Origin of the sequence: Streptomyces sp. OR43 (assembly GCF_008042275.1) — a bacterium.
Taxonomy (GTDB): domain Bacteria; phylum Actinomycetota; class Actinomycetes; order Streptomycetales; family Streptomycetaceae; genus Streptomyces.
This window is the reverse complement of record NZ_RDBK01000043.1, coordinates 211,184-226,255: the sequence shown is the minus strand read 5'-3', so window position 1 is coordinate 226,255 and position 15,072 is coordinate 211,184. Positions and strand designations below refer to the sequence as shown.

Annotated in this window: 16 protein-coding genes; 9 read left to right on the top strand and 7 right to left on the bottom strand. The window is 71.5% G+C overall.

Annotated elements, in window-relative coordinates; translation table 11 throughout:
- Window positions 1–12: 12 nt before the first annotated feature.
- Genes EAO72_RS19460 through EAO72_RS19440 form a run of 5 tightly spaced genes read left to right on the top strand, consistent with a single transcriptional unit; the run spans window position 13 to window position 4,192 of the window.
- Entirely contained in the window at window positions 13–1,281 is a 1,269-nt protein-coding gene (locus EAO72_RS19460) for a sensor histidine kinase (RefSeq protein WP_148021904.1), read from the top strand.
- Complete coding sequence (locus tag EAO72_RS19455) at window positions 1,278–1,961, top strand: response regulator transcription factor (protein ID WP_148018610.1); 684 nt, start codon at window positions 1,278–1,280, stop codon at window positions 1,959–1,961. Before EAO72_RS19460 ends, EAO72_RS19455 begins: the two co-directional genes overlap by 4 nt.
- Window positions 1,962–2,019: 58 nt before the next feature.
- A complete protein-coding gene (gene recO, locus EAO72_RS19450) occupies window positions 2,020–2,766 on the top strand; it encodes a DNA repair protein RecO (RefSeq protein WP_148018609.1) in 747 nt (248 codons plus the stop codon).
- Between the two features lie 22 nt (window positions 2,767–2,788).
- Window positions 2,789–3,616, top strand: a complete 828-nt coding sequence (locus EAO72_RS19445) for an isoprenyl transferase (protein ID WP_148018608.1) — start codon at window positions 2,789–2,791, stop codon at window positions 3,614–3,616.
- A gap of 45 nt (window positions 3,617–3,661) precedes the next feature.
- Window positions 3,662–4,192 carry a YcxB family protein gene (locus EAO72_RS19440; protein ID WP_148018607.1) on the top strand — a complete coding sequence of 177 codons (531 nt, stop codon included), beginning with the start codon at window positions 3,662–3,664 and terminating at the stop codon, window positions 4,190–4,192.
- Window positions 4,193–4,223: 31 nt separating this feature from the next.
- Here the strand turns inward: EAO72_RS19440 and EAO72_RS19435 are convergent, their stop codons facing one another.
- The 4 genes from EAO72_RS19435 to EAO72_RS19420 form a co-directional block, all read right to left on the bottom strand.
- Window positions 4,224–4,658: a Fur family transcriptional regulator gene (locus EAO72_RS19435; protein WP_148018606.1), complete on the bottom strand. Its 435-nt coding sequence runs from the start codon at window positions 4,656–4,658 to the stop codon at window positions 4,224–4,226.
- A gap of 65 nt (window positions 4,659–4,723) precedes the next feature.
- Window positions 4,724–5,626, bottom strand: a complete 903-nt coding sequence (locus EAO72_RS19430; RefSeq protein ID WP_148018605.1) for a metal ABC transporter permease — start codon at window positions 5,624–5,626, stop codon at window positions 4,724–4,726.
- A gap of 2 nt (window positions 5,627–5,628) precedes the next feature.
- The gene (locus tag EAO72_RS19425; RefSeq protein ID WP_148018604.1) at window positions 5,629–6,423 is read right to left on the bottom strand and encodes a metal ABC transporter ATP-binding protein; all 795 of its coding nucleotides are present in this window, start codon (window positions 6,421–6,423) and stop codon (window positions 5,629–5,631) included.
- Window positions 6,424–6,500: 77 nt separating this feature from the next.
- Complete coding sequence (locus EAO72_RS19420) at window positions 6,501–7,454, bottom strand: metal ABC transporter substrate-binding protein (RefSeq protein ID WP_148018603.1); 954 nt, start codon at window positions 7,452–7,454, stop codon at window positions 6,501–6,503.
- A gap of 220 nt (window positions 7,455–7,674) precedes the next feature.
- Between EAO72_RS19420 and EAO72_RS19415 the strand changes: the two genes are divergently transcribed.
- The 3 genes from EAO72_RS19415 to EAO72_RS19405 all read left to right on the top strand — a co-directional run bounded on the left by EAO72_RS19415 (window position 7,675) and on the right by EAO72_RS19405 (window position 9,781).
- The gene (locus EAO72_RS19415) at window positions 7,675–9,057 is read left to right on the top strand and encodes a glycine--tRNA ligase (RefSeq protein WP_148018602.1); all 1,383 of its coding nucleotides are present in this window, start codon (window positions 7,675–7,677) and stop codon (window positions 9,055–9,057) included.
- A 92-nt stretch (window positions 9,058–9,149) separates the two neighbouring features.
- Window positions 9,150–9,356, top strand: coding sequence for a hypothetical protein (locus EAO72_RS19410; RefSeq protein WP_148018601.1), 207 nt, complete (start codon window positions 9,150–9,152; stop codon window positions 9,354–9,356).
- A gap of 182 nt (window positions 9,357–9,538) precedes the next feature.
- A complete protein-coding gene (locus EAO72_RS19405; protein WP_148018600.1) occupies window positions 9,539–9,781 on the top strand; it encodes a DUF6243 family protein in 243 nt (80 codons plus the stop codon).
- An 88-nt stretch (window positions 9,782–9,869) separates the two neighbouring features.
- Here EAO72_RS19405 and EAO72_RS19400 read toward each other — a convergent pair whose 3' ends face one another.
- On the bottom strand, window positions 9,870–11,339 hold the full coding sequence (locus EAO72_RS19400; protein WP_410090457.1) for an MFS transporter: 1,470 nt from the start codon (window positions 11,337–11,339) through the stop codon (window positions 9,870–9,872).
- 101 nt (window positions 11,340–11,440) lie between these two features.
- On the opposite strand from EAO72_RS19400, the gene EAO72_RS19395 reads away from it, so the two are divergent.
- The gene (locus tag EAO72_RS19395) at window positions 11,441–12,373 is read left to right on the top strand and encodes a helix-turn-helix transcriptional regulator (protein ID WP_261991577.1); all 933 of its coding nucleotides are present in this window, start codon (window positions 11,441–11,443) and stop codon (window positions 12,371–12,373) included.
- A 75-nt stretch (window positions 12,374–12,448) separates the two neighbouring features.
- On the opposite strand, the gene EAO72_RS19390 is transcribed toward EAO72_RS19395, so the two are convergent.
- Window positions 12,449–13,954, bottom strand: coding sequence for an MFS transporter (locus EAO72_RS19390; protein WP_148018599.1), 1,506 nt, complete (start codon window positions 13,952–13,954; stop codon window positions 12,449–12,451).
- Window positions 13,955–13,969: 15 nt separating this feature from the next.
- Window positions 13,970–14,926 (bottom strand): class A beta-lactamase, encoded by a 957-nt coding sequence (gene bla, locus EAO72_RS19385; RefSeq protein WP_148021901.1) that lies wholly within the window; start codon window positions 14,924–14,926, stop codon window positions 13,970–13,972.
- Window positions 14,927–15,072: the final 146 nt, after the last annotated feature.

Genomic DNA, 15,072 nt, shown 5'->3' with positions numbered 1-15,072 from the left:
AACCGCGACCCGATGCACGCGCCGCACAAGACGCGCACCGACGCCCTCGTAGCCGTGGGCGCCGGTGCGCTCTCCGCCGCCCTCGCCCTGTTCGCCGACGACGCCGTCGCGCCCGACGCGCTCGGCTGGCTCCTGCTGATGGCCAGCGCCGCACCGCTCGTGTGGCGGCGACGGAACCCCGTCCTCGTGCTGCTCGCCATGGTCCCGCTGCTGATGCTCTACCACGGCCTCGACAACGCCCATACGGCTCCGATGCCGCAGACCTGGATCGTGCTCTACACCGTGGCCGTGACCGGCCGCCCGCTGCGCACGCTGCTCACCGGCATCGGCGTGACGTCCGTGATGGTGACGGTGGTGCTGAGCATCGACGCCCATCAGGGGCTCGAACTGCTGCGCATCTCCGGGTGGATCTTCGCCATCCTGTTCTGCGGGGTCGACGTACGCATCTACCGCCAGTACGTGGCCTCGGTCCTGGAGCGCGCCGAACGGGCCGAACGGACCCGCGAGGAGGAGGCCCGGCGCCGGGTCGCCGAGGAACGGCTGCGGATCGCCCGCGACCTGCACGACCTGCTGGCCCACAGCATCACCCTCATCGGCGTGCAGACCTCGGTCGCCTCGCACATCCTGACCGTCGACCCGGAACGGCTCGACCGCCGGGCGATCGCCGCCTCGCTGGACGACATCGCGGACACCTGCCGCGAGGCCAGGGCGGAACTCCGGACCACGCTCCAGGTGCTCCGCGACACCGGCCGGGGCGACGGACAGGGCGACCAGCACGACACGGACGGCCCGCTGCCCGATCTGGCCGCCCTGCCCGGCCTCGTACGGGCCGCCGAGGCGGCCGGGGCCCGGGTCGACCTCCGGGTGCGGGTACCCGACGGCCGCCTCGCCCCGGCGACCGGAGCGGCCGCGTACCGCATCGTGCAGGAGTCCCTGACGAACGCGGTACGGCATGCGGGCCCCGGCGTCCGCATCGTCGTCGCCATCGGCCCCGCCGACGCGGGCACCCTGCGCGTCACGGTCACCGACGACGGCACCGGCCCGGTGGACGACGGCTCCGCGCCCGGCTTCGGCATCCTGGGGATGCGGGAGAGGGCCCGGAGCACGGGCGGCACCCTGGACGCCGGACCCCGCCCCGGCGGGGGCTTCGAGGTCTCGGCACTGTTGCCGTTCCCGGAACAGGCACAGACGCCGGGACGAGCGCATGGCCCGGAACAGAAACAGACATCGGGACGAGCGCATGGCCCGGAACAGAAACAGACATCGGAGACCGCCTCATGATCCGCGTACTGCTCGCCGACGACCAGACCCTCGTCCGGGCGGCGTTCGCGATGCTCGTGGGCTCCGATTCGGGCATGGAGGTCGTCGGCGAGGCCGCCACCGGTCTCGAAGCCGTCGCACTCGCCCGCTCCGCCCGCGCCGACCTCGTCGTGATGGACATCCGGATGCCCGAGCTCGACGGCATCGAGGCGACCCGTCGTATCGCCGCCGACGAGGACCTGGCCGGAGTGAAGGTCCTGGTCCTGACCACGTACGACACCGACGACCACATCGTCGACGCACTGCGCGCCGGCGCCTCCGGCTTCCTGGTCAAGGACACCCGGCCCGCCGATCTGCTCGCCGCGATCCGGACGGTGGCCGCGGGCGAGGCACTGCTGTCGCCCGGCCCGACCGCCCGGCTGATCGCCCGGGTCCTCAGCGCTCCGCAGCCCCCGGCCGGAGCAGGGCCCGGCGGCCCCGGGATGCTCACCGACCGGGAACGCCAGGTCCTCGCCCTCGTCGCACGGGGCCTCAACAACACCGAGATCGCCGAGACCCTCGGCCTCAGTCCGCTCACCGCCAAGACCCACGTCAGCCGGATCATGGGCAAGCTGGCCGTCCGGGACCGGGCCCAGCTCGTGATCGTCGCCTACGAGTCGGGGCTCGTCGTGCCCTCGGGCGGCGGCGCGGACGTGCGCTGAACGGAGCGGATCCGGGGGGAGGGCCCGCCGGGCCGCCCGCGTACCGGACAATGGAGCCATGAGCTTGTTCCGGGACGACGGCGTGGTGCTCCGCACGCAGAAGCTGGGCGAGGCCGACCGGATCATCACGATCCTGACCCGCGGCCACGGCCGGGTACGGGCCGTCGCGCGCGGCGTCCGGCGCACGAAGTCGAAGTTCGGGGCCCGGCTGGAACCCTTCTCCCACGTGGACGTGCAGTTCTTCGCCCGTGGCAGCGAGCTGGTCGGACGCGGGCTGCCGCTCTGCACCCAGAGCGAGACCATCGCCCCCTACGGCGGCGGCATCGTCACCGACTACGGGCGCTACACCGCCGGCACCGCGATGCTGGAGACCGCCGAGCGCTTCACGGACCACGAGGGCGAGCCCGCGGTCCAGCAGTACTTGCTGCTGGTCGGCGGTCTGCGGACCCTGTCCCGCGGGGAGCACGAGCCGAACCTCATCCTCGACGCCTTCCTGCTGCGCTCCCTCGCGGTCAACGGCTACGCCCCGAGCTTCGTGGACTGCGCCCGGTGCGGAATGCCCGGTCCGAACCGTTTCTTCTCCGTCGCGGCGGGTGGCGTCATCTGCGGCGACTGCCGGGTACCCGGCAGCGTCGTACCCTCGGCGGAGGCCGTCACCCTGCTGAGCGCACTGCTCTCCGGCGACTGGGAGACGGCGGACGCGTGCGAGGCGCGTCATGTCAGGGAGGGGAGCGGGCTGGTGTCCGCCTATCTGCACTGGCATCTGGAGCGCGGTCTGCGTTCGCTGCGGTACGTGGAAAAGTAGACACAGGGAGACGGAAAAGCTCATGGCAGTACGCGGAATCCTCGGCGGCCGCAACCGGCGGGACTACAAGACCCCGGAGCCGCACCCGTCCGGTGCCGTGCCCCCGAAGATCCCCGGCGAGCTGGTGCCCAAGCACGTCGCCGTCGTGATGGACGGCAACGGCCGCTGGGCCAAGGAGCGGGGCCTGCCGCGCACCGAGGGCCACAAGGTCGGCGAGGGCGTCGTCATGGACGTGCTCAAGGGCTGCATCGAGATGGGCGTCAAGAACCTCTCGCTGTACGCCTTCTCCACCGAGAACTGGAAGCGGTCCCCGGAGGAGGTGAAGTTCCTCATGAACTTCAACCGGGACGTCATCCGCCGCCGCCGTGACGAGATGGACGAACTCGGCATCCGGATCCGCTGGGTCGGCCGCATGCCGAAGCTGTGGAAGTCCGTCGTCCAGGAGCTCCAGGTCGCCCAGGAGCAGACCAAGGACAACGACAAGATGACGCTGTACTTCTGCGTCAACTACGGCGGCCGGGCCGAGATCGCGGATGCCGCGCAGCGGATCGCCGAGGACGTGGCGGCCGGGAAGCTCGATCCGTCGAAGGTCAACGAGAAGACGTTCGCGAAGTACATCTACTACCCCGACATGCCGGACGTCGACCTCTTCGTCCGCCCCAGCGGCGAGCAGCGCACCTCCAACTACCTGATCTGGCAGAGCGCGTACGCCGAGATGGTCTTCCAGGACGTGCTGTGGCCGGACTTCGACCGCCGTGACCTGTGGCGTGCCTGTCTGGAGTTCGCCCAGCGCGACCGGCGCTTCGGCGGTGCGGTGGAGGCGGCACGGGAGGCGGAGCCCACGGCCTGAACCCGTGGCCGGTACGATCACGGCTCTTCACACTCCAGGGGGGCCATGAGCGAGCAGCCGGAGGCCGTGCACGGTGCGGTCGAGCTGAGATACGAACCGGAGCTGCGGGACTACACGGTGGCGCTCCGCGCCCGCAGCCGGGTCAGCACGGCCGGCCGGCGGCAGCGGATTCTGGTGGGGGCCGCGACGGGATGTCTCGTCGTGGCCACCTCGCTCTCGCTGGCGCGGGGCACCGACGTGCCGGTGGGACTGCCGGTGGCGTTGCTGCTCTGCGGCTCGGTGCTGTTCCTGACCCCGTGGCTGGTGGCACGCCAGTTGTTCCGGTTCGTGCGGCGGCAGGGCGAGTTCCGGGTGCGGGTCGACGAGTCCGGCGTCGGCGTCGACACGGACAGCACCAGTGCCGTCGTCCGGTGGCAGGCACAGCCGCGGTACGCGGAGACGGCGGACCTGTTCGTGCTGTTCAGCGACGACAAGAACGCCACCGCCCTGACCGTGATAGCCAAGCGCGGCGTGCGGGACGGCTCCGACGTGGACCGGCTGCGCGAGATCTTCGACCGGCACCTGACCAAGGTCTGACCACCGGGGCCCGTCAGGACCGCCCCCGGGGTCACCCCTCGGCGTTCGCGCACTCCATGCACGTACCGAAGACCTCGACCGTGTGGGCGACGTTCACGAAGCCGTGCTGCGCCGCGATGGTCTCGGCCCACGTCTCCACCGCCGGGCCCTCGACCTCGACGGCCTTGCCGCACATCCGGCACACCAGGTGGTGGTGGTGGTCGCCGGTCGAGCAGCGGCGGTAGACGGACTCGCCCTCGGTGGTGCGCAGCACGTCGACCTCGCCCGCGTCCGCGAGGGACTGCAGGGTGCGGTAGACCGTGGTCAGCCCGACCGAGTCACCGCGGTGCTTGAGTACGTCGTGCAGGTCCTGGGCGCTGCGGAACTCGTCCACCTCGTCGAGCGCAGCGGCCACCGCTGCCCGCTGCCGGGTCGACCGGCCGCGTACCGGTGCAGCGTTCGTTCCACTGATCGGCGCCGTCGCCACAGGAGCCTCCTCGTGTCGCCCGTACGTGTGTCGGGCCATTGTGCCAGTCCGCACCGGCGGCGGGGTCAGGCCGACCGCGCAGGTGCGTCGTCCGCTGCCGGGCGGGTGGCCGGTACTTCCAGGGTGCACCGCTCGTCCGCCGTTTCGCGCCGCCGGACCCGGATTCCGGCCAGCGGGGCGGCGAGCAGGGTCAGGGCGATGAACACCCCGATGGCCAGCAGCACGATCGTCGCGCCGGGCGGGACGTCCTGGTAGTACGACGTGATGGTGCCGGCCAGCGTCACCGCGACCCCGGTGACGACCGCGAGCACGAACGTCACCTTGAACGAGCGCGTGATCTGCTGCGCGGCGGCGACCGGGACCACCATCAGGGCGCTGACCAGCAGCAGCCCGACGACCCGCATCGCGACGGTGACGGTGACCGCGGCGGTGACCGCGATCAGCAGGTTCAGCACGCGCACCGGGAGGCCCGTGACCCGGGCGAACTCCTCGTCCTGGCTGACGGCGAACAGTTGCCGTCGCAGCCCCACCGTCACCAGCAGCACGAACGCCGCGAGCAGGGCGATCGCGGTGATGTCCTCGGAGGAGACCGTGGACAGCGAGCCGAAGAGGTACGAGGTGAGGTTGGCGTTGGAGCCGGTGTCGGAGAGGTTGATCAGCAGGACACCGCCCGCCATGCCGCCGTAGAAGAGCATCGCCAGGGCGATGTCGCCGCGGGTGCGTCCGTACCAGCGGATCAGTTCCATCGTGACCGCGCCCACGACGGCGACGGCCGTGGCCATCCAGACGGGGCTGGTGGAGAGCAGGAAGCCGAGGCCGACGCCGGTCATCGCGATGTGGCCGATGCCGTCGCCCATCAGGGCCTGCCGGCGCTGCACCAGGTAGATGCCGACGGCGGGGGCGATGACGCCGACCAGCACGGCGGCGATCAGGGCCCGCTGCATGAAGGGAGGGGTGAGGAATTCCATGATCAGCTCAGCAGTCCCGTCCGGACGGGCTCGGAGGCCGCGTGGGGGTGTACGTGGTCGTGGCCGGGCAGGGCGTGCTGCCCGAGGGCCTTCGGGGGCGGTCCGTCGTGCATCACGCAGCCGTCGCGCAGCACGACCGCCCGGTCGATCAGGGGCTCCAGCGGGCCGAGCTCGTGCAGGACGAGCAGCACGGTGGTGCCGGCCGCGACCTGCGCGCGCAGGGTCTCGGCGAGGATCTCCTGGCTGGCCAGGTCGACGCCGGCCATGGGCTCGTCCATGATCAGCAGCTCGGGTTCGGAGGCGAGCGCGCGGGCGATCAGCACGCGCTGGTGCTGACCGCCGGAGAGGGCGTCCACGGAGTCCTTGGCTCGGTCGGCGAGGCCGACGAGCGCGATGGCGCGGTCGACGGCGGCCCGGTCGGCCTTGCGCGGCAGCCCCAGCCGGGTGCGCGAGAGCCGCCCGGAGGAGACGACCTCGCGGATCGTGGCGGGCACCCCGCCGGCCGCCGTGGTGCGCTGCGGTACGTAGCCGACCCGGGCCCAGTCACGGAAACGGCGCAGCGGGGTGCCGAAGAGTTCGACGGTGCCGCCGGTGAGCGGGACCTGGCCGATGACGGAGCGTACGGCGGTCGACTTGCCGGAGCCGTTGGCGCCGAGCAGGGCGACGACCTCGCCGCGGCGCACGGTCAGGTCGACGCCGCGCAGCACGGGGCGTGCGCCGAGGGTGGCCGTGGCGTCGCGCACGACGATCACGGGGGCGGGCGTGGTGCTCGCTGTGGTGCTCTGGGGCTCGGGCATGAGCGCCTCCGGTGATGCTGTCGCGCGGTTCGGACCGGTCGGGTCTGCGGGGTCGTGGGCCGGCTCTGCGGGAATGCTCACTTCGCGCCGAGCGCCTTCTGCAGGGCGGCGAGGTTGGACTCCATGACCTCGATGTAGTCATCGCCCTTGGACTTGCCGGTGATTCCCTCCAGCGGGTCCAGGACGTCGGTCTTCAGGCCGGTGTCCCGGGCGACGGTCTTCGCCGTCTTGTCGCTGGCCAGCGTCTCGAAGAAGACGGTGGTGACCTTCTTCTCCTCGGCGATCGCGTGCAGGGCGCTGATCCGGGCCGGGCTGGGCTCGGCCTCGGGGTCGATGCCGGCGATGCCCTCCTGGGTGAGGCCGTAGCGCTCGGCCAGGTACCCGAAGGCGGAGTGGGTGGTGATGAACGTCTTGGTGGTGGTGTTCTTCAGCCCGTTCTCGTACGCGCTGTTCAGCGCGTCGAGCTTGGTGACCAGGGCGTCGGTGTTCTTGCGGTAGTCCGCGGCGTGGTCCGGGTCGGTCTTCTCCAGGGAGGCACCGACGCCCTTGGCGACCTGGGCGTACTTCACCGGGTCCAGCCAGATGTGCGGATCGGCGCCGGCCTCCTCGCCCTCGTGCTCGTGGGCGTGCTCCTCGCCGCCGACCTCGGCGCCGTGGTCCTCCAGCGTGGTGAGCGTCGAGGCGTCGACGGTGTGCTCGGACTCGGAGAGCTTGATCGCGTCGTCGACGGCGGGCTGGAGGCCCTTGAGGTAGAGGATGTAGTCCGCGTCGCTCAGGCCACCGACCTCCCGCGGGCTGAGCTCCAGGTCGTGCGGCTCCACGCCCGGCTTGGTCAGGGTGGAGACGGAGACGTGGTTTCCGCCGATCTGCTCGGCCAGGAACTGCATCGGGTAGAAGGACGCCACCACGTTCAGCCTGTCGCCGTTCTTGCGGTCGGCGGCGTCGGATGTGGAGCAGGCGGAGAGGGCGGTGAGGCCGAGGACGACTGCTCCGGCGACGGCGGTCGTGGGTATGAGGCGGCGTACGTTCATGACAGTCATTTTCAACAAAAGTGGAAACGATTGTCAACAAGGCCGATGAGATGCCCCGGGGACGGGCAGCTCGGCGGACCGGTCCGATACCGATTTGATCGAAGGGGCGTGCCCGCCGGTAATCTGAGGCATTCGCGCACCCGTCTCCCGACCACCACCCCCCACCGAGGCGCTTCGCGTCAGCCCTGTCCAGTTCCGTCGTCGTAATGAAGAGAGCACCGTGGCCGCCGACAAGATCGACACCATCGTCAGCCTGAGCAAGCGCCGTGGCTTCGTCTACCCCTGCAGTGAGATCTACGGTGGCCAGAAGGCCGCCTGGGACTACGGGCCGCTGGGTGTCGAGCTCAAGGAGAACCTCAAGCGTCAGTGGTGGCGCTACATGGTCACCTCGCGCGAGGACGTGGTCGGACTCGACTCGTCGGTCATCCTGGCGCCCGAGGTGTGGGTGGCCTCCGGTCACGTCGCCACGTTCTCCGACCCGCTGACCGAGTGCACCTCCTGCCACAAGCGCTACCGCGCGGACCACCTGGAGGAGGCGTACGAGGAGAAGCACGGCAAGCCGCCGGTCAACGGTCTCGCCGACCTCAACTGCCCCAACTGCGGCAACAAGGGCACCTTCACGGAGCCCAAGCAGTTCTCCGGCCTGCTCTCCACGCACCTCGGCCCGACCCAGGACTCCGGCTCGGTGGCCTACCTGCGCCCCGAGACCGCCCAGGGCATCTTCACCAACTTCGGCCAGGTGCAGCAGACTTCCCGCAAGAAGCCGCCGTTCGGCATCGCGCAGATGGGCAAGTCCTTCCGGAACGAGATCACTCCGGGCAACTTCATCTTCCGCACCCGCGAGTTCGAGCAGATGGAGATGGAGTTCTTCGTCAAGCCGGGCGAGGACGAGCAGTGGCAGGAGTACTGGATGCAGCAGCGCTGGAACTGGTACACCGGCCTCGGCATGCGCGAGGAGAACATGCGGTGGTTCGAGCACCCCGCGGAGAAGCTCTCGCACTACTCCAAGCGCACCGCTGACATCGAGTACCGCTTCCGCTTCGGCGGCAGCGAGTGGGGCGAGCTGGAGGGCGTCGCCAACCGCACGGACTACGACCTCAAGGCGCACTCCAAGGCGTCCGGCACCGACCTGCAGTTCTACGACCAGGAGGCCGGCGAGCGCTGGACCCCCTACGTCATCGAGCCCGCGGCCGGTGTCGGCCGCGCGATGCTGGCCTTCCTCCTGGACGCCTACGTCGAGGACGAGGCGCCCAACGCCAAGGGCGTCATGGAGAAGCGCACCGTGATGCGCCTCGACCCGCGCCTGGCGCCGGTCAAGGTCGCGGTCCTGCCGCTGTCCCGCAACCCGCAGCTCTCGCCGAAGGCCAAGGGCCTCGCGGCCGACCTGCGGCAGAACTGGAACATCGAGTTCGACGACGCGGGCGCCATCGGCCGCCGCTACCGTCGCCAGGACGAGATCGGCACGCCCTTCTGCGTCACCGTCGACTTCGACACCCTCGACGACAACGCGGTGACCGTGCGCGAGCGCGACACCATGAAGCAGGAGCGCGTCTCGCTGGACCAGATCCAGGCGTACCTCGGCGCCCGTCTGCTCGGCTGCTGACCGGCTCCACCCGTAGCACGAAGCCCCCGGTTCCCCCTTACGGAACCGGGGGCTTCGTGCACACTGGGCACACTCGCCCTCAGGAGGCACGGATGCCGTCCATGACCACGAGCAAGGTCAGCAGATGGGACCAGCACGGCCGTGAACACGTCGTTCACGTGCGGAAGTCGGGAGTGCAGCGGCAGCTGAGCTGCGACACCTGCGACTGGCGCAGGCGCGTGCAGTTCCTGCCGTGGCTCAAGGCCGAGGAACACCTCGCCGAGGCCCACCAGGCGACGGTCGACCCGACGGCGACGTAGCGGACCGCACCCGGCGGGAGGAAAAGGCGGTGCCGCGGCCGATCGGGCCGGGGTACCGTTTGCGCATGTATTCGTTCTTCCAGATCTACGAGTGAGAGTGCGGCGGGTCCGAACACCCGCCGCCCACCGGACCGATCCAGGGTCTTCTGAGACCTCACTTTCACCACGAATGGGAGAACCCCGTGGCCAAGAGCCGTAACAACCTTCTCGGTGTCGGCGGACAGCGCAAGAAGGTGTCCCGCGCCGAGCAGCAGGGCGCAGGACCCGAGCGCAACGCCGACCGCAAGACGGCCGCCGAGCAGAAGGCGGAGCTGCTGCGCAAGATGCGCGAGCGCACGGCCGGTACCGAGGCCGAGCCGTCGGACGCCGCAGCTCCCGCCGCCGGACAGGACGCCCCGGAGCAGGACGCGCCCGCCCGGGGCTGACGCCTCCTCGCACCCAGTGGTCCGCACGACCGTGGGCCCGGAACACCTCAGGTGTTCCGGGCCCACGCCCGTAGCGGGCGTCCCGCTCTCATCCCACCGTGCGCGGCAGCCGCAGGCTCAGCAGCGCCGTCAGGGCGACCGCCGCCAGCTGGACCAGCAGCGTCACGATCAGCGCGTCCCGCATGCCCGAGCCCGGCGCCAGTGCCAGGAACAGCGAGCCGAGCGTCGCCACGCCCAGGGCCAGCGCCGCCTGCTGGGTCGTCGTCATGACGCCGCCGCCGACCCCGGCCCGCTCCGGCGGCACGTCGGAGAGGACGATGCGGAACAGGACGGGCAGTTGGAGGCCCTGGCCGAAGCCGGCGATCGCCAGTCCCGGCATCAGGCCGAGCAGGCCCAGGCCCGACCAGCCGCGCCACACCGTGAGGGCGAGCACGACGACGCCGGCCGCCTGGACCAGCCCGCCGGCCGTCACCACACGGCTGCCGTAGCGCCGCACCAGCCGCGGACCGGCCAGCGAGGCCGCGAAGAAGGCCACCGCCATCGGGGCCATCGACAGTCCCGACTCCGCCGGGCCCAGCCTCAGCCCCTGCTGGAGTGCGACGGCGATGACGAACATGAAGCCGCCGAAGCCGATCGAGAACGGCACCACCAGCGCCAGCCCGCGCCGCAGCGACGCGAGCCGCAACAGGCTCGGCGGGATCAGCGGGACCAGTCCGCGCCGGTCCGCCCGTCGCTCCACCCGGTAGAAGGCGACCGCGGCGAACGGGAACAACGCCAGCGAGACCCAGGTCCACAGCGGCCAGCCCGCCGCCCGCCCCTCGGTGAGCGGGGCCAGCAGCGTCACCAGTGACACGGCGAGCAGCAGCGTGCCCGGTACGTCGATGGGCGCCGGCCGCTCCGAACGGGTCTCCGGGACCGCGCGGGCCGCCAGGACCAGCCCGACGGCCGCCACCGGCACGTTGACCAGGAACACCGAGCGCCAGCCCGCGCTCTCGCCGAACACCGACGAGAGCGGCGCGGCGGCGACGAGCACCCCGCCCAGGATCTGGCCCGCGACCATGGAGAGCCCGGCCGTGGCCCCGTACAGGCTCATCGCCCGGGCCCGCCGGTGGCCCGAGGTGGCCGCCTGGATGGTGGCGAGCACCTGCGGCAGCATCAGCGCCGCCGCGGCGCCCTGGGCCACCCGGGCGCCGACCAGCGTCCAGGCGTCCGGCGCCAGTCCGCAGGCCAGTGAGGTGAGCCCGAACGCGGCCATGCCCAGCAGGAAGAGCCGGCGCCGGCCGGCCATGTCGCCGAGCCGGCCGCCGAGGACGAGCAGGACGGCGTACGAGAGCCCGTACCCGGCGACGACCAGTTCCAGCAGCGCGGGACCCGCGGCGAGGTCGTGGTCGATCGTGGGCAGGGCGACGTTCACGATGAAGAAGTCGATCAGGGGAAGGGCCGCACCCAGCAACACGGTGAACAGCCCCAACGCGCCGAGCACCGGGGCGGGGTGGTCGTGCCGCACCACGGGGGCGGCGGTGGCGGATGTCTTCGGCCGTACAGAGGATTCACTCACGACACCGACGATCGCTCTTCCCGGAGCCTGGTACCAGAGTGTCTTTATCCTGGTACCAGGAGCACCTGTCATGGCTACGGCCGGTCCCGCATGCTGGAGGAATGACGACGATGGTGACGGCAGCGCGGCGAGACCCGGAAGCGCCGCGGATTCCGGCGGCCGATATCGAGGACGCGACCGGGACCGAGATCCGGCGGCACGAGCTCGCGGACTTCCTGCGCAGCCGTCGGGAGCGGATCACCCCCGAGCAGGTAGGGCTGGCCCGGGGCGGCCGCAGGCGCACCCCGGGGCTGCGGCGCGAGGAGGTCGCCCAGCTCTCCGCCGTCGGCGTCACCTGGTACACCTGGCTCGAACAGGCCCGCGACATCCACGTCTCGCCCCAGGTCCTCGACGCGCTCGCCCGCGCCCTGCTGCTGGACCACAGCGAGCGGACCCACCTGTTCTCCCTCGCGGGGGCGGTGGACCCGGCGCCCGGCACGGAGTGCCCGAGCATCACCCCGGCGCTGCGCACCCTGCTGCGCCAGCTGGAGCCGATCCCGGCCTGCGTGCAGAACAGCCGGTACGACATCCTCGCCCACAACCGCACCTACGGCCGGATGCTGTGCGACATGGACGCCGTGGCGGTCGCGGACCGCAACGTCATGCTGCTGGCCTTCACGAACGAGGAGTGGCGCACCTCCGTCATGGACGTGGCCGCGGTGACCCGCCTCATGACCGCGAAATTCCGTGCGTCGATGGCCGGGCACCTCGCTGAGCCCGCCTGGAAGGCGCTGCTCAAGCGGCTGGAGGCGGCGTCACCGGAATTCCGGGAGGCCTGGGCACGACACGAGGTCCTCGGCCCCGGACCCCGGTCCAAGATCTTCCGCAATGCCCACGTGGGGCTGTTGCGCCTGGAGACCACGGACCTCTGGCTCGGCCCGTCGTCCGGTCCGAGGCTCGTCACCTACGCCCCGCGCGACGAGGAGACCCGCGAGCGCCTGGAGCACCTTCAGGCGCTCGTGGTCGCGGCCGAGGAACGGCTCGCGGGTGCGTGAGTGAGGGGAGTGGTGGCGGGCCCTGGTGTTCGTCCCCGGGACGGCTCGCGGGCGCGTGAGTGAGGGGGAGCGGTCTCAGGCTCTGGTGTTCGTCCCCGGGGACCGGCTCACGGGCGCACCGGGCGGGCCCGCGACCGCGGGTTCCTCCAGCCGTTCCGCGGTCCGGCGGGCGGTGCCCCGGGCCCAGCGCCCGCTGCTCACCGTGCCGACCAGCAGGACGCACACGCCACAGCCGGTGATGATCCACCAGGCGGTCCTGGCCGCCGCGACGAAGTCGCCCGCCGCCCCCGCCCCGGTGCCGTACGAGGAACCGGCGTCGGCCACCCCTGCCGCGAGGACCGCGCCGATCACGGCGACGCCCAGCGTCTGGCCGATCTGGCGGCTGGTCGAGGCGACCGCCGCGGCGACGCCCGCCTGGGAGCGGGGCATGCCGGAGACGGCGGTGTTGGTGATGGGTGCGTTCACGGCGCCGAAGCCCAGGCCGAACAGCACATAGGCGGTGAACATCGAGGCCGTCCCGGTCTCCGCGTCGAACGCCGCGAACATCAGCCCGCTCGCCGCGATCGCGACGCCCGCGACCAGCAGCGGGATGCGCGGTCCGCGACTGGCGACGAGCCGGCCCGAGAACGGCGACAGGACGCAGACCACGGCGGCCATCGGCAGCATGTAGAGACCGGCGTCGAGTGCGCTGAGCCCTCGCACATCCTGGAGATACAGCGTGTTGAGGAAGAGGAAACCGCCGAGGGCGGCGAAAGCGCTGACCGCGATGACGGTGGCGCCGCTGAAGGGGACGCTGCGGAAGAAGCGCAGATCGATCAGCGGGTCGGTGCGCCGGGGCTCGTACAGCAACAGGCCGGCCAGGGAGGCCGCAGCGAGCGCGGCGAAGAACAGGATCTCCGCCGAGGTCCAGCCTTTCTGCGGCGCCTCGATGATCGCGTACGTCAGCGAGCCCAGCAGTGTGATCACCAGCAGCTGGCCCACCGGATCCGGGCGGCGCGCCTTCGGAGCGCGGGACTCGGAGACGTACCGCCAGGTCAGCAGCAGTGCGGCGATGCCGATCGGCAGGTTGACCCAGAAGATCGACCGCCAGCCGACCGAATCGACCAGCAGGCCGCCGACCACCGGTCCCGCCGCCATGGAGACGCCGACGACCGCGCCCCAGACGCCGATGGCCCGGGCGCGTTCGCGGGGGTCGGTGAAGGTGTTGGTGATGATCGACATCGCCACCGGGTTGAGCATGGAGCCACCGACGGCCTGGACCATCCGGAACGCGATGAGCGCCTCCAGGCTGGGAGCCAGCGAGCAGAGCGCCGAGCCCACGGTGAACAGGACGAGCCCGGCCATGAAGACCTTGCGTCTGCCGATCCGGTCGGCGGTTGAGCCCGCGAGCATCAGCAGGGAGGCAAGGACGAGCGTGTACGCGTCGATCGTCCACTGCATCCCTGCGACGCTCGCGTCCAGGTCATGGCGCATGGCGGGCAGGGCGACGTTCAGGACGGTGTTGTCGAGGCTGACGATCAGAAGGCTCATGCAGCAGATCGCCAGTACGAGCATCCGCCGCCGGTGGCTGAGCTCAGGCATGCATGGATAGTACGGCTAACTAACGACTTCCGCTGCCAGCGCCTCGGCCGCCCGGGCCACCAGCGGATGGTCCCCGGCCGCCCCCGCGTCCCCGTCCGGCTTGGTCGTCAGCACGGCCAGCACCACCGGGGTCCCGTCCGGTGTCCAGGCGATGCCCACGTCGTTGCAACTGCCGTACGAGCCTCCGCCGGTCTTGTCCGCCACCGTCCACTCCGGCGGCAGCCCGGCCCGGAAACGCGTCCCGCTCGTCCGGCAGTTCAGCAGCCAGCCGGTCAGCCGCTGGCGGTCGCGGGCTTCCAGCGCGTCCCCGAGCACGAGACGGGCGTAGTCGCGCGCGATTGCGGCCGGGGTGGTGGTGTCCGTGCGCCGCCCGGGCTCGGCCGAATTGAGATCGGGCTCCCAGCGGTCCAGGCGCGTCACCGGATCGCCGATCGAGCGGCTGAAACGGGTGACCGCACGCGGGCCCCCGAGCTCGCGCAGCAGCAGGTTGGCCGCGGTGTTGTCGCTGTCACAGACCGCCGCTTCACAGAGCCGCTCGATGGTCAGCCCGCTCGCGAGGCATTCCGGGGTGTCGGTGATCCGTGAGTCGGGGACGCAGTCCTCCTTCGTGTAGCGCACGAGCCGGCCGAGGACCTCGCCGTCCCGGTCCAGATCCCTCAGCACGGCCGCCGCGGCGAGCGTCTTGAACGTGGAGAGCACGGGAAACCGCTCATCGGCCCGGTGGCGGACGAAGGCCCCGGTGGCCACGTTGTACGCGAAGGCGCCCACCCGGGCGCCGTGGACGCGCTCCAGCTCGCGCAGCCGGGCGAGGGCGGAGCCGGGCCCCCGGGTCCGGGCGGCGGCCCGGGAGGGCCCGGCGGCGACGAGCAGGGCACCGGCCGCGCCCGCGGCGCCCAGCGAGAGCAGGGTGCGACGGGTGGGGGCCGCGGTGGCCGCTCCAGCCGCTTCGGCAGCTCCGGCCGCCGCGGTCATGGACGCGGTCCGGCCTGAGGAGCGGGTGGGGTTCATGATCATCGTGTCCCTCGGTCAACGGTTCCGTAACGACGCCCTCACGCTACGTGCCCGCACTGACAGCGGGCCCGCGCCACCCGGCCGCCCGCGCCACCGGAGCAGTTCCC